This window comes from Rhodococcus sp. 14-2496-1d, from assembly GCF_002259365.1.
Classification (GTDB): Bacteria; Actinomycetota; Actinomycetes; order Mycobacteriales; family Mycobacteriaceae; genus Rhodococcoides.
Genome location: NZ_NPFV01000032.1, coordinates 92,328 through 105,993, shown reverse-complemented (window position 1 = coordinate 105,993; position 13,666 = coordinate 92,328). Strand labels below are relative to the sequence as shown.

14 protein-coding genes and 1 pseudogene are annotated in these 13,666 nt (G+C 62.1%); 4 read left to right on the top strand and 11 right to left on the bottom strand.

Features of this window, described 5'->3' with window-relative positions; all coding sequences use genetic code 11:
• Positions 1-42: 42 nt before the first annotated feature.
• The 3 genes from CH296_RS26945 to CH296_RS26935 are packed head-to-tail and all read left to right on the top strand — an operon-like array spanning position 43 to position 2,563.
• Entirely contained in the window at positions 43-1,230 is a 1,188-nt protein-coding gene (locus CH296_RS26945; RefSeq protein WP_094686073.1) for a pyridine nucleotide-disulfide oxidoreductase, read from the top strand.
• A complete protein-coding gene (gene moaA, locus CH296_RS26940; RefSeq protein WP_094686072.1) occupies positions 1,230-2,303 on the top strand; it encodes a GTP 3',8-cyclase MoaA in 1,074 nt (357 codons plus the stop codon). Before CH296_RS26945 ends, moaA begins: the two co-directional genes overlap by 1 nt.
• Before the next feature lie 59 nt (positions 2,304-2,362).
• Positions 2,363-2,563, top strand: coding sequence for a MoaD/ThiS family protein (locus CH296_RS26935; RefSeq protein WP_256980585.1), 201 nt, complete (start codon positions 2,363-2,365; stop codon positions 2,561-2,563).
• A gap of 132 nt (positions 2,564-2,695) precedes the next feature.
• On the opposite strand, the gene CH296_RS26930 is transcribed toward CH296_RS26935, so the two are convergent.
• From CH296_RS26930 to CH296_RS29715, 10 genes and pseudogenes are all read right to left on the bottom strand, one after another.
• Positions 2,696-3,031 (bottom strand): molybdenum cofactor biosynthesis protein MoaE, encoded by a 336-nt coding sequence (locus CH296_RS26930; RefSeq protein WP_373557310.1) that lies wholly within the window; start codon positions 3,029-3,031, stop codon positions 2,696-2,698.
• 35 nt (positions 3,032-3,066) lie between these two features.
• The gene (locus CH296_RS26925) at positions 3,067-3,303 is read right to left on the bottom strand and encodes a hypothetical protein (protein ID WP_143546430.1); all 237 of its coding nucleotides are present in this window, start codon (positions 3,301-3,303) and stop codon (positions 3,067-3,069) included.
• Positions 3,304-3,318: 15 nt separating this feature from the next.
• Entirely contained in the window at positions 3,319-3,747 is a 429-nt protein-coding gene (locus CH296_RS29135; protein ID WP_256980594.1) for a molybdenum cofactor synthesis domain-containing protein, read from the bottom strand.
• A gap of 75 nt (positions 3,748-3,822) precedes the next feature.
• Positions 3,823-4,400 (bottom strand): annotated as a pseudogene (locus CH296_RS26915) (hypothetical protein); the annotation flags it as partial.
• Between the two features lie 46 nt (positions 4,401-4,446).
• Entirely contained in the window at positions 4,447-4,899 is a 453-nt protein-coding gene (locus CH296_RS26910) for a PaaI family thioesterase (protein ID WP_094686068.1), read from the bottom strand.
• A 190-nt stretch (positions 4,900-5,089) separates the two neighbouring features.
• Positions 5,090-5,794: a hypothetical protein gene (locus tag CH296_RS26905; protein WP_094686067.1), complete on the bottom strand. Its 705-nt coding sequence runs from the start codon at positions 5,792-5,794 to the stop codon at positions 5,090-5,092.
• Between the two features lie 114 nt (positions 5,795-5,908).
• Positions 5,909-6,847, bottom strand: coding sequence for a DUF2637 domain-containing protein (locus CH296_RS26900; RefSeq protein ID WP_094686066.1), 939 nt, complete (start codon positions 6,845-6,847; stop codon positions 5,909-5,911).
• Positions 6,848-6,987: 140 nt separating this feature from the next.
• Entirely contained in the window at positions 6,988-7,287 is a 300-nt protein-coding gene (locus CH296_RS26895) for a recombinase family protein (protein WP_143546428.1), read from the bottom strand.
• Between the two features lie 521 nt (positions 7,288-7,808).
• Entirely contained in the window at positions 7,809-8,612 is an 804-nt protein-coding gene (locus CH296_RS26885) for a ParA family protein (protein ID WP_094686063.1), read from the bottom strand.
• 1,353 nt (positions 8,613-9,965) lie between these two features.
• Complete coding sequence (locus CH296_RS29715; protein WP_256980584.1) at positions 9,966-10,097, bottom strand: hypothetical protein; 132 nt, start codon at positions 10,095-10,097, stop codon at positions 9,966-9,968.
• An 857-nt stretch (positions 10,098-10,954) separates the two neighbouring features.
• Between CH296_RS29715 and CH296_RS26880 the strand changes: the two genes are divergently transcribed.
• Positions 10,955-12,118, top strand: coding sequence for a tyrosine-type recombinase/integrase (locus CH296_RS26880; protein ID WP_094686062.1), 1,164 nt, complete (start codon positions 10,955-10,957; stop codon positions 12,116-12,118).
• Positions 12,119-12,201: 83 nt separating this feature from the next.
• Here CH296_RS26880 and CH296_RS26875 read toward each other — a convergent pair whose 3' ends face one another.
• Positions 12,202-13,578 (bottom strand): HEPN domain-containing protein, encoded by a 1,377-nt coding sequence (locus CH296_RS26875; RefSeq protein ID WP_143546427.1) that lies wholly within the window; start codon positions 13,576-13,578, stop codon positions 12,202-12,204.
• Between the last annotated feature and the right edge of the window lie 88 nt (positions 13,579-13,666).

Here is a 13,666-nt window from a genome sequence, read left to right as displayed (position 1 = left end):
CGACACTTGGCGCATCCATCCACACAGACCAGGGGATAGTCCATGTTCGATTCATCGCGGCCACTACGCGTCGCCATCGTCGGTGCCGGACCGGCAGGCATCTATGCCGCCGACGCGCTCATGAAGTCCGACCACAATGTCAGCGGACCGGGCGTCAGCATCGACCTCTTCGAGCGCATGCCTGCACCGTTCGGGCTCATTCGCTACGCCGCCGACTTCGTCTCCTGGTACGACGGCCACCCGGACGTGCCGCGCACCTGGCCACTCGACGCCGAGAAGGTCGCCGTCCTCGGCGTCGGAAACGTCGCCCTCGACGTCGCCCGCGTCCTCGCCAAGACCGGCGACGAACTGCTCCCCACCGAGATCCCGGCCAACGTCTACGAAGGACTCAAGGCCAACAAAGCTCTGGAGGTGCACGTCTTCGGACGTCGCGGACCGGCTCAGGCCAAGTTCACCCCGCTCGAGCTCCGTGAGCTCGACCATTCCCCCAACATCGAAGTCATCGTCGCCCCCGAGGACATCGACTACGACGAAGGATCCGAGCAGGCCCGCCGCAGCTCCAAGCAGGTCGACATGGTCGCCAACACCCTGCAGGACTGGGCCATCCGCGACGTCGGCACCCGCCCGCACAAGCTGTTCCTGCACTTCTTCGAATCCCCCAGCGAAGTGCTCGGTGAGGACGGCAAGGTCGTCGGACTGCGCACCGAACGCACCGAGCTCGACGGCACCGGCAACGTACGCGGCACCGGCAAGTACAACGACTGGGACGTCCAGGCCGTCTACCGCGCCGTCGGCTACCTCAGCCAGAACATCAGCGCACTCCCCTTCGACGAGCAGGCAGGCACCATCCCCAACGAGGCCGGACGCGTCGTCGAGTCACCGCACTCCACCACTCCCGTCCCCGCCACGTACGTCACGGGCTGGATCAAGCGCGGACCCGTCGGCCTCATCGGTCACACCAAAGGCGACGCCAACGAAACCGTCGCGAACCTGCTCGAAGATGCACCCAACTTCACCGGTGCGGCCGAGCCGGATCTCGATGCCGTCACGTCGTTCCTCGAAGGCAAGCAGGTCCCCTTCACCACCTGGGACGGCTGGTACCGACTCGACGCACACGAACGCTCACTCGGCGAACCCGAGGGCCGTGAACGCGTGAAGGTCGTCGAGCGCGACGACATGCTCGCCGCGTCCCGGGCATTGGATGACACAGTGCCCAGCGTGCGTGCCTGATGTCGTCGACTGCCCTGGGTCTGCCGACCCTCCGGGGTGTCACGCCGGTATCCGACAGGCCCGACGCCGATGGGTTGATCGACCGTTTCGGGCGTACCGCAACCGATCTCAGGATCTCGTTGACGGATCGATGCAATCTGCGGTGCACGTACTGCATGCCCGCGGAGGGTCTCGACTGGCAACCGGCAGACCAGCTGCTCTCCACTGCAGAGCTACAGCGGTTGATACGGATCGCGGTCGACGATCTCGGTGTCGAGGAAATCCGGTTTACCGGAGGTGAACCTCTACTGCGCGCTGACCTCCCCGAGCTGGTGTCCTTTGCTGCGGCACTGCACCCTCGGCCATCGATATCTTTGACCACCAACGGCCTCGGTCTGCACCGCAAAGCGCACCTGCTCGCCGATGCCGGTGTGGACCGGATCAACGTCTCCCTCGACAGTATCGACCGAGACGTCTATGCCGCGATCACCCGCCGTGACCGTCTCGACGACGTGCTGACCGGACTACGTGCGGCGCGGGAGGCCGGGTTGCATCCGATCAAGATCAACGCGGTCTTGATCCGGGAGGTCAACGACAGCGGTGTCGGTGACCTTCTGGACTACTGCCTCCGAGAGGGTTTCGAGTTGCGCATCATCGAGCAGATGCCCCTCGACGCCGGCCATCGATGGCAGCGTTCGGAGATGATCACCGCCGCCGAGATCCACTCGTTGCTCGGGGAGCGTCATGATCTGACGGTGGATCCGACGCCGCGCGGCGCTGCTCCGGCGCAGCGATGGCTGGTCGACGGTGGTCCCGCCGCGGTCGGCGTCATTGCCTCGGTTACAGAGCCGTTCTGCGGTGACTGCGACCGCGTCCGGCTCACTGCAGACGGACGAGTGCGCAGTTGCTTGTTCGCCGGCGAGGAAACCGATCTCATGTCGCTGCTGCGGGGCCTGTCGCAGAACGCTGCTGACACTGATTCGGAGATTGCCGCACGGTGGCGAGATGCGATGTGGACCAAGCAACCCGGCCACGGCATCGACGACCCGGCGTTCTTGCAGCCGGCACGTCCGATGAGCGCGATCGGAGGATGACCGTGACCGCCGCCATAATTTGAATCCGCTACTTCGCGGGCGCTGCGCACGCTGCCGGGGTGGAGGAAGAGCTACGGGACCTGCGGCCGAACGACACCATCGCCACCGTGCTGGCCCGGGCGGTAGCCGAGCGCCCAGCTTTGGCTGCGGTCTTGCCGCGGTGCTCGTACCTGCTCGACGCCATCGCGTCCGCGGACCCGCAGCGCACTGTCGACGATGTGGGCATTCTCGATGTGCTGCCCCCATTTGCGGGTGGGTGAGCACCGCCTCGACGCCGGCGGTCAGGCGCAGTCGACCCACTCGTCTGCTCCGTCGTCGAACACTTGTTGTTTCCACACCGGCAGGTGCTCTTTGACGTGGTCTACCAGTTCGGAGCAGGCGACGAACGCCTCTCATCGGTGAGCCGATGACACGGCCACCACCAGCGCTGCGTCACCGATGGCGAGCATCCCGATCCGGTGCGACACCGCGACACAGCAAGTAGGAAATCGTTCGGATACTTCACCGACTACTCGTTCGAGGACCGTTTGTGCGCTGGGATGGCCGTGATATTCCAGGCCGTGAACACCGCGGTCCTGGTCGTGGTTGCGTACGACGCCGCTGAAGCTGACCACCGCGCCGGGCGCCGGCATGCTCACCAACGCCTCGTGATGGGGAACCGACAGTGTCGTCGGCGTCACCGAAGCGAGCAGCGCGCCTGCTCGGTGGTGTGGTGTCGGGTCGTTCATGTGCGGACTTCCTCTGCGTGAAGCGGTTTCGATCGTCACAGCACTGTCGCTGTGACGGGGTGCCCACTGGGTAGTGCGGCACCGTCCTGGCCGATCTGGACGAGACAGTCTGCGCCGAGGACGCCGCCGAGACCATGCTTGCCTGTCCCCGATGCGAGGGTGATCGTTCCTGACTCGTTGCGGCGGGCGAGGTAGACGCCCGTTCGCCCACTTGTCGTGGTCACCGGATACGCCAGAGGTGCAGTGACGGTAGGTCGTTCGTCGTCGGTCATTCCCATCGCCCGGCGCTACAGCGGGCGGGCGAAGAGTTCGAACGAGACGTACGCAGCGAGGGGGTTGCCGGGAAATGCCAACAGTGTGGTCCCGTTGATGCGGCCCGGCCCTTGTGGTTTACCTGGGGACACCGCAACACCGCGGAACAGCATGCCGTCCAGCCCGCGCAACGTCTGTTTGACGACTTCGTGGTCGCCGGCGCTGACTCCGCCGGTCGTGATGACGACGTCGGCTACCGCGCAGACACGGCCGAGGACTACGCGGCAGAGAGGAACCGAATCCGACACCGTCTCGCACGCCACGACATCTGCACCGCAGGCGCGCACAGCGGCCGCGAGCATCGCTGAATTGGACTCGTAAATCTGCCCGAATCCCAGCGGGCCCGAACCGCGCGTGATTTCCGAGCCAGTGGAAACGACGGCGACGCGGATCCGCCGCCGCACCGCAACCCTGTCGATTCCGACCGCGGCCAGTAGACCGATATGGAGCAGCCGCAGCACATTTCCGCGGTCGAGCAGCCGCTGATCGTGGGCGATGTCTTCTCCGGTCACCCGCACGTTGGCACCGGGCAGGACAGGTCGCTCGAAGTGCGCGGTTCCGCTGAGCCGGTCGACGTTTTCGACGGGCACGACCCTGGTTGCGCCCGCCGGGATCGGGCTCCGGTCATGATCTTGTCGGTCGTCCCCGGCGTCAGTGTCATAGGTGTGGGGTTCCCCGCGGCAATGTGGCGGTGAACCGGCAGTGATATCGGTCGTCCGTAATCGGCACGGGCGATATCGGGTGAATACACCGCGTAACCGTCGACGGCGGAGTTGTCGAAGCGCGGCAACGGGTTCGGAGCATCGACTGCTTGCGTGAGGACCAGTCCGTCGGCGGCTGCCGGGGTGACCTCGACAATCGGGGTGGGAGGATGAGGCCGGCACGCTGCGCACGCCGAGCACTCACCCGACGATAGCAGAGCGGTCGCTCTGTAACAATCGTCGAAATCGAGCACGGAACGACGTTCTGTCAGATTGGCGCGATGGCCGCTCCCCGGCACCAATAACGGTCCAGTGCTGGCTCGGACCACGCCGACACGGTCGTAGCGGCGCACCATGCAACATCATCGAAATATGTTCCCTGTCGGCCGATTTCGTCGCTTATCAGTCCCGGCCGAGGATCAGACAGGTCGTTGTGGCGTGTGCGATCAAGCGATCCTGGCTGTCACGTACCGATCCTTCTGCGGTCGCTGTCGTTCTGCCGGCGTGTATCACCGAGCCGCGCGCAGTCAGAGGACGATGATCTGTCGATACCGATCGGATGTAGTTCACTTTCAACTCCAACGTCGTGTACCCGACCCCCGCCGCAAGGGTGGTGTGCACGGCGCATCCCATCACGGAGTCCAGAAGCGTTGCAGCGATACCACCGTGCACGGTTCCCAATGGGTTGGCGAAGTCCGGTTGCGTGATCATTTCCATTGATACGTGACCGTGCTCGATGTCGATGAAGGTCATTCCCAAGAGACGACCGATCGAAGGAATGTTGTCTGTGCGTTCGTCTCTGGCCCATCGCAGGAGGTCGAGTCCCGTCATGGCGCTGAAGTCGGTTGTGGTCATGGATGTACCTCGAAACAGTCGATCGGAAAAGGGGTGATGCCGGCGAAACGGACCGGCGCAATACGACCAACTTTATCAGAGCACACGCTCTGTTAAGCATTCGGTGATGCAACGAACACTCGGCCGCCGATAGTCCTGCCAGGCAACCGGTCGAAGGCCAGCGCAGTCCGTTCGACCGACGATTGACAACTCAGGGAGTGACCGAGCGTGAGCCGACGTCGCCGTCGCTCACTTTCTGAATACCGACGTAAGTACCGCTGTATTTGCTCTGTTCGGCATTTGTCGCCTGGGTAGAGACCTTACTCGGCATCGTTGAGTCAGGGGATATGTTCTTGACGGTGACCGGGAAGTAGACGCTCACGGGGTACGGAGGCTGGTCAGATTCGATGATCGCGTCCTCACTCAGTACGAACTCGACCGGTGCGCCCACGGTGATCTCCAGCCTCACCTCGCTCAAATCCCGCCTCGTGTCGCTGTAGATCGCGGTCTGCCCGAACCTGCATGGACCTCCCCGGGACCACGGGTCCGTCGTATCGCAGATCATCGGGTCGGCCGAAGAGGAGGGTTCCGCTTCTTGTTCCGGAGTAGGCTGCGGAGAGGGTTGTTCGGCGCGCGAGGGCGCTGCGGCGTCGGTCGTGGACGCGTCGTCGTCCTCTGTGAGCGCCCCGACGGTAATGATGCCCGCCAGGATGACACCGACCCCTCCCAGTGCGGCCCACAATCGCCAGGGAGGCTTCGGCTTTGGTCGACGGAAGGTTATGGTGGTTCGCAGGATGCCATCCTGTCGGTCGACCAGTTCCCAACCTTCCTGCTGCTTACCTGCGATCGTTTTCGACTCAGCACCCCGGATCACCTTGATCTCGGTGACCTCGTACCGCGCCTGTTCGGCGTCCATGTCTCTTCCCGTTCTTCGATAGCGTTCGTTTAGTCACCCCGTACCGTATCGGGCGAATTCTGTTGCAGCTCTGACCGATAAGGTCTGCGCATGTTCTGACGGCTCACTGTTGGGTCATCGCGCCGCAGCCGCGTAATCACGATCGCTGCTCATCGGGGCGTAGTCGTCGTCTACGCGGTAGTCCGAACTCGTCTGCGCGTCGCCGGAGTCGTGGTCGGGATCGGCGGCGTGTGCCTGGTTGGCCAGGATGGGGGCGGCGGTGCTGCGCTCGGCGGCGATGTTCTGCTGGACTTGAGTCCAGGTCTTGATGTGTCGCGAGACCGTCGAGGTGTGGAGTTCGAGGTGGCGTGCGATGTCGCTCAGTGACCAGTCGGGGTGCGCGAGGTAGAGGTCGACGCTGGTCCACACGGCAGGTTTGAGCAGGCCGTTGTCGAGGTCCTCGTCTATACCGGCAATGCCCGATACCGTTCCGGCAGTGTCCTGTTCGATTTCCGCGCGGGTGGTCGGTTCGTTGGTTCGAGCTGGTACGGCCGCTTCGGCGGTAGCACCGGCAGTGTCGATCTTGGTCGTGGCCCGGCGGCGACGTGGTGCGCGCAGGACGACCGCGACGACCTCGCTCATCGTGAGGACCATCGCGGGCGCTAATGCTGCTATTGCAGCTGCGACGGCGGCGTTGAGGACGGTGGCGGTCAAGACTGCGTGGTAAGCGTTGCCTGCGATGGACAAGATCGCCGAGACGGTCAGCACAGCCACGACGAGTCGCCGGCCTCGCCTGGTGGCAGCGTCGGTGTGCTGAGAGAGGGCGATCCGGATGACGGCGGCCGCGAGGATAGGGCCGTCAAGGGCGACGGGGATGACCCAGGCGTCGGCCGGGTCGATGCCGGCCATGACGGCGAGGTCGAGCAGGGTGGAGAAAGAAAGCTTGAACGAAGCCGCGCCGACGATGATGGCGATGGTCAGGCCGGTGATCAGTGCGCCGGTCAGTACGCGTGGGTGGATGTCGAGTGTGTCCTCGCTGGTTGCGTCGAGGTCGAGGGTATTAGCGTTGTTCATTGATCGCAGGTCCGTTCTGTGATCGACCGGCCCCGGTGGTGTGTGGAGCACTACCGGGGCCTCTGTGTCGGCTGGTGTGGTGGCGCGATTGCGGCGATCTAATTTCTGGTCGTTGCGGTGCGGGGTGAGCTGGTGTCGCGTTAGTGGCGTGCACGAGCACGCGAGGCGTAAACAGCAGAGCGACTGAGGTAGTAGAGGTCCATGAGGGCAGCTGCACCGTATCGACCGGATTCGTAGTCTTCGAGGATGTGTTCGTGTTGCAACGCAGTGAGTTTGGGTTTGCGTCCGGTCATCCGGCCCTGCTCTTTGGCGATGGCCACACCTTCACGGGTGCGTGCGCGGGTCAAGTCGGCCTCGAACTCGGCCATCGCGCCGAGGACGGTGAAGAACATTTTGCTCGCCGGGTCGCCGGGGCTATTGACCTGGCCACCGTAGATCAAGTCTCAGCCCCGCTACAGGTCTGCCATCGCGCACACGTACACGTCTGAATGGTGATGGGTGACCAAAAGGGCAGTGCTAGCAACGCTAGCTAGCACAGCAAGCGGGCATCCTCATTCAGCGGTCTAGATGCCCCGCTTGTCGAGGTACTCACAGAGCGCTGCGTCGGTCAAGGAAGCAATACTGATTGATCGGTCCCCTGTCTCATACCGCAGCCTGTCGACGGCTCTGTTCAAACGAAGCTTGGTCGAACTCCGTATCCGCACATTGTGCTGCTCAGTGAATTTTTCCGCACCTGGTCCTGCCGCCGGCCGCGCATTGTGCGGAGCCGAAGGTTCGTTCGAGGCCGGAAGAGTGGGCTCGTTTGTCGGTCCGATACCGCCAGCGCTGGTCGAAAGGTCGACGCTCGGCGACCCGGTTGATTCTTGCTGTGCTTCGTGACCAACGCGCCGGGGTGAAACGGCCGGTCGCGAAGGGAGGTCTGCAGCCGGGTGGCGGCGGATGGCGGGTTCGCGTTGTGCGTTCATGCGGCAGGCTCTCCTAGAAGGTCGATAGACAGTTCTTTCAGCAGGGCGTCGTAGGCGACTTGCAGATCTATCGCTCGGCCTCCCTTGTAAGAGTGGATGGGGGTATGGCTGCTGTGAGCGTCTTGGCGCGCCGCCAGCTCCGGGATCCCCGCTCTTGCAACCAATTCGCCGTATGCAGCACGCAACTCGTCTTCGCGATACTGATGCTCCGAGGTCCTTCGTTTCTTCGACAAGACGATCTTCTCAAGTTCGAGACGAGGGTTCGCACGCCGCTTGACGTTGGTGATGGTTTCCTCAACCTTGGTAATCGCTCGCACGCTGTCGATGGTGGGTTCGGTGACCGCAATGACTGAGTCGCAGGCGCAGAGGACCGCGAAAAGTAACTTTCCAAGCGACGGCGGGCAGTCGATGAAGACTGCACTGTAAGGCGACAGATCGACACCCTCAAGCGCGATATCTAACCGAAAGATCAGGTCGTTTGCGCCGTCAGCCTCAAGATTGGCGAGGCTCTGAGTCGCCGCGATCAGGTCGACCCGATCCCATTCGGTTGCTACTACCGCATCCGCTGCTGCCCCCTCGCCAGTGACCGACATCAGGTCGAAGGTAGTTCGCATGTCGTCATCAACGTCGACTCCCAGACCTGTCGTCGCGTTGGCCTGAGGATCCATATCGATGACAAGGACGTGTCTACCCTTGTCTGCCAATGCACTCGCCAATCCGAGTGTTGTCGCTGTCTTCCCAACCCCACCCTTCTGGTTGCATATGGCGAACTTCCTGGGTTGCTTCGACGACGTCGACATTGGGATTCGCGTTCCTTTCTCTGTTCGAGGATCAAGGCCAACGAACTCTTCTCCGAGGAAGACTGCGTTGGCTCGCACCCTGGACCTATGCCCTGCAAGCCTTCTGGCTCGCTACGCTATAACCAATTGCTTCGTGTGCTGCGTTAACACGCGGAGCGAAGCTTGCGACGATCGCTCTGCTCGTTCGCGTAGCTTGCTTCGCTTATCTCGCACTGTTTGCACGCCGTGCTGCAGTACCTTGCGTATCTAGCCAACTGTCACTAGCTAAGCAAGACACGCATGCTAAACAAACAACGCTATCTTCTTTCGCTTTCAAAGCTTGTGTAGCAACTATATCTAGCACACCTTGCTTATCGCGCGTTGCTCTGCTAGCTATGTCCGCTACATTAGCACCCAGTGCAGCGCTCCGCTCGCTCTGCGTCCTGCGATAGCTTTGCTAGCTATCATTGCACTCATACTTCGCCAATGACTGCTCGATAGAGCACGCACGGAGCGAACCCGTTAACTGCAGTCTGCGCGCAGCCGCACCTCGCAAGCAACGGCCCTCACCACGACAAATAGCAATGCTAGATGGCCTAGCACTCGAATACGCCGAAGCCAAGAGTGCCCGTTGAAAGCTGGCGTTGCAGAGTCTTGCAACACCTTGCTCCACAGTGCGTCAACCGAATGTCGACGGGCCCTGGGGTCGGCGGACTGTATTCAGAGGCGACATGACCCACGACCGACTGCACCAGACAGCAACATCGCAACCCAAATGATCGCGAGCGTGCGTGGTGGTTACGTACGGATTGGGCCGCTTTGTTCAACCAACCTGTGCGCGATGATGCCCGATGCTAATGCCTCTAGCTTTGCTAGCACAGCTAGCTATCATCACTAGCGTTCCCAACAAACAACAGGTTGGCCGGTCGTTCCACACGATGGTGACGTACAGGACGTAGCTCAACCCGATTGGCTGCGACCGACTCAGCCTGCGGCGAGTATGGGAAGTTGACGGATGGCGGTGAACACAAGCGCCTTCGGAACCATTTCACAAGGTGCACGACGTGCGTCAGGCCGACACCCTAGACACGCGCCTCGGCCGTGAAGGCCGATTCGTACGTGACGCGCGGACGCGTGCGATCTGACGCTGCCCGCCCGTCATCGATAGGACCGAGAATGGCCAGCAACCGTCGACGTCTCCACACTCGCGGCTGCCTTGGAGATCTCGGTCGGGTAGGACCCCATGAATGTCGGGTAGGACGGGTACTCCTATCACCTCGCCAGCTCACAAATCCCGCGATTCTTGTCGCGACCTGGGTTTTTGCTAGATATTTTGGGCAGAATTGTCCCCTCCGAAATTGAAGGGCGTTTTTGCTACTTGCGCCGACGTCGGGCTTTTGCCAGCCGGACAGCCCGTGCGCACACGGGATCCGACAGCAAGGGTGCCCATTCGCGAAGTTCGCGAAGAACGATCGGCAGAAGAGCGATGAAGACGTAGATGTCCATGACGCCACCTCCGCTTCCGGGGTGATGCCCACCGTGGTGGGCGAATGTCCTGCGGCATTGTCGCGGCAGGAGTCTGGGGCCCTGATGCAGGCATGAAAAAACCCGACTCGCTGAACCGCGAAATCGGGTGTTGGGCACAGTCGTGCTACCGGTCTTCAGTGTGACGGCAGCACCAGTCGCTCACTCGACGACACGCTGGATCAGTCATCGCGCGCTTGGCGACAATGCCAGTTTGAGGGCGTCGTCCCGCCCAACGGCCCGAGCCTATCGGAGGAGTGGGACATTAGCGTTCATGTAGCCGGGCATGTCGTTGATGGGTCGTTGCGGCCCAGCCACAGGCGAGAAGCGCCTTGGTTGAAATCCGGACCTGCTGTTGGGCGCACGAATAGCGCGTGTCACACCATAACCTGTGTATAACCGGAAAACCCGCAGCTAGATCGAGGCGCGCCACGTTCAGCTTCGGGTGCCTCCTGCGACGACTCGCTTCCTGCCTGAGGCGCTACCGAGTCCGGGGCCGGTAGCGAGTCAGGTCCCCGAGCCGCCCGGCAAAACAGACAAACTCTCCATGGAACCATCGTCTCCGCAGCTCAAGCTGCGTCTATGGCGATACCCACTGACATCCACTGCGGCCTATCACTGACATCGATTGAGGTACGCCCAGGTCAGATGGCTGACGTTTTAGTGCGGCCTCTCACGGACGTGGACAATTTGGCGGACTTTGGCCTCAGCCACAGTCGCCCCTAGATTTGTAGATCTTGGCCATGTAAATTGCATTTTCCGCACCGTCAACCCCAAAACGCCAGTTCAGCACAATTTTTCACTGCAGACATGTCGGCGACCTGCGTTAGGCTGCTCCTATGGACTTCCGACCAGCCCGAACACCCGCGGTGGGCATCCCTGAGAGCGTAGGGTCGGTCGCTGTCGAGCCGGAGATCCCGACTGCTGTCGCGAAACGCATCGCAAGCGCGGTGCAGTCCTCGCGCTCCGCGGGTACGCGCAAGACCTATGCGGCCGCGTGGAGACGCTTCACAAGCTGGTGCGAGACGAATGGTCACGTGACGCTTCCAGCACACCCGATCACTGTCGCCGCCTACCTCGTCGATGCAGCCGACACCCGCACCGAAACAGGGGAGCGGGCATACGCCGTCGCCACCTTCGGCACCTGGATCGCGGCGATCAATCATCAACACCGCACCACCGGCCACCTGTCCCCGTCAGCGCACGAACTCGTCACCGCAACCCTGTCGGGGTTACGACGCGAGTACGCCGCCGCGGGGGACCGCCCCCGCACCCCACGAGATCCGCTGATGGTCGAAGACATCAAACTCCTTGTCTCGACGGCGCGGAAGCGATGTCGGGGCTGGGCGGACGAAGTTCTCGAACGCCGTGACTCCGCCATCCTCTTGATCGGCTTCGCCGGTGCCTACCGACGTAGCGAGTTGTCGGAGATGGTCTGTGGAGACGTCACTGTGCACCGGCGCGACGGCTTGCACATACGACTGCGGAAGTCGAAGACAGACCAAGAGGGCAGGGGAGCGGTCAAGGCGCTGCCGTACACCGACTCTCACGAGACTTGCCCGCCGTGCGCGTACGTCCGTTGGATCCAGGTCGTGGCCGCGTTCGACGCCGGTGGCAGGCCCGCGGTCATTCGGCTACTCCGCAGGCCGGAACCGTTCGACGCGCACGTGTGTCGCGGGGGAGTGCCCCGAACCGCCGCCCGGTCACCGGTACTGAGGGCAATTGCAAAGAACGGCAATCTCGGAGCCATGGCACTGTCCGGGGCAGCAATCCATCAGACCATCCGCCGCCGCGCCGAACACGCAGGCTACGACCCCACCGCGCTTGGCAAACTCGGCGGGCACTCGCTCCGCGCCGGCTTCGTCACCCAAGGCACCCGCAACGGTGCCGACGGCTCTGCTATCGCACGGCAGACCGGTCACGCCAGCCTCGACTCCGTCGAGGTTTACCGCCGAGAACACGCGCCGCTGGTCGGGAACGCTGTGACCGAAATTGGCTTATAGTCAGAGTTCCAAGTCCACTCCCTCATGGACCTGAAACGGCGGCCACCGCGTCTTTGAATTGTCCGGCAGAGTGGCCCCATGTTCTACGCACGGCGGACGTCTGGCCCGAGGCCCAATCTGGACATAAGAACGAGGTGTAGTAGTCCCTTGGTCACGGTAAATAGCGGATGGAGCGCATGATCGGGCATCTTGTTGCCCAATTGCCCCGTAGCGTGACCGACCGAATTGCGGGCATCTCGAAGCCATCGAGCCCATTGAGTCACGTCGCCGAGCAAATACTTCACGGCCTCCGGGTCCGGAATCTCGGAAAGTTCGCGACAACGTTGGCTGAATCCAGGGCGGTTAGAGCCCACGGCGTCGCTCACCCAGTCTGCAACCACGGCATCCTGATCACTCTGCTGCACAGCAGATTTGATCAATTTCTCGATATTGTTGTGCACCACACCGTTAAGCGCACTGGCGTCTGGGCGCAGGGCTGCGTGCATGCCCTCCGCTGCGGCAGCGACATTGAACAGTTGATCGTCGAGGTACCCCACTGGCATGTAATCCAGGCCGAACAGGACCGCCAGAGACGTCCCTAGCTTCTCGCGGAGCGACATCCACTCAACGAACGACTCGGCGAAGGGCTCGATATTGTCAAGTGTGAAGAGGGTGTCGACAGACGCCGCGTCATCCTTCGCCGAACTCTGGGTCGTGCGGTAGTGCAGGTCTGCTGTACTCATGGGGAATCCGTCAGTGGCTATCTCAAGATGTTTGTCGCCGACTTCGCACGCCGATTGGGTAGCGAGAGTGACCAGGTCTTGTATACCGCCGTAGATCTCGCTGTATTCGTGCCAGGCGCGAGGGATGTCCGACTCGACGCAGAACTCGATAGTCTCCGTCGCATGAAGCTCGCGCGTCCACGCTGTCGAGCGATTGCCTAATGACATCTCTTGTCGCCATTTGAGTGAGACACCGATGCCTCTCGCTTCGAGTCGGCAGTAGTGCTCCCTTACCGGATTCAATAAGCCCACGTACATGGGCCCGTTCCTTTCGCCGTCCTTATCGGCGTGGCTAGTCTGGACGCTGATGCCGGTCATGTTCGCCCATTTGTTCAAGTGCGACAGACGAACTCGAACACCTGCGAAAACCTGGTCGTCCGCGTCGCGCAGAAGCGTCCCTATCACTGCCGCTTGAGCGCGAATCAGCTGGTTGGTAGTGGTCTCTTGGCCGATTGCGGTTGTACCGCCAGCCTCACAGCAAGCAATGAGGGTTATCTGCTGCCCGCTTGCCGCACCGTGGATCAGTGACGGATGAGTGGGCTGTTGCGCACCGCGGGTTACCTGTGTCGGAATTAAGTCGCCTGCAAGGTCTAGCAGTACCCGGCCGTTCGATTCGACGGTGAGAACTCCACCAATTTGCATTGTCCGCCCCACGTCGGACGCCAACCACCACTTGCCTAGATATTTTCGCGAGTCCACGCCCTTGAGTCTGCCTGCTCCCTGGGTCAAGTTGCAGCATGTCGATGGGATCGACGAAGCGCATCCAAACGAGACGAAGCCCCATCAT

Bases quoted from the DNA above. Each gene is read 5' to 3' on its own strand.
- CH296_RS26945 (WP_094686073.1), top strand. From the start codon at position 43: ATGTTCGATTCATCGCGGCCACTACGCGTCGCCATCGTCGGTGCCGGA.
- moaA (WP_094686072.1), top strand. From the start codon at position 1,230: ATGTCGTCGACTGCCCTGGGTCTGCCGACCCTCCGGGGTGTCACGCCG.
- CH296_RS26930 (WP_373557310.1), bottom strand. From the start codon at position 3,031: ATGAACGACCCGACACCACACCACCGAGCAGGCGCGCTGCTCGCTTCG.
- CH296_RS26925 (WP_143546430.1), bottom strand. From the start codon at position 3,303: ATGACCGACGACGAACGACCTACCGTCACTGCACCTCTGGCGTATCCG.
- CH296_RS26910 (WP_094686068.1), bottom strand. From the start codon at position 4,899: ATGACCACAACCGACTTCAGCGCCATGACGGGACTCGACCTCCTGCGA.
- CH296_RS26905 (WP_094686067.1), bottom strand. From the start codon at position 5,794: ATGGACGCCGAACAGGCGCGGTACGAGGTCACCGAGATCAAGGTGATC.
- CH296_RS26900 (WP_094686066.1), bottom strand. From the start codon at position 6,847: ATGAACAACGCTAATACCCTCGACCTCGACGCAACCAGCGAGGACACA.
- CH296_RS26885 (WP_094686063.1), bottom strand. From the start codon at position 8,612: ATGTCGACGTCGTCGAAGCAACCCAGGAAGTTCGCCATATGCAACCAG.
- CH296_RS29715 (WP_256980584.1), bottom strand. From the start codon at position 10,097: ATGGACATCTACGTCTTCATCGCTCTTCTGCCGATCGTTCTTCGCGAA.
- CH296_RS26880 (WP_094686062.1), top strand. From the start codon at position 10,955: ATGGACTTCCGACCAGCCCGAACACCCGCGGTGGGCATCCCTGAGAGC.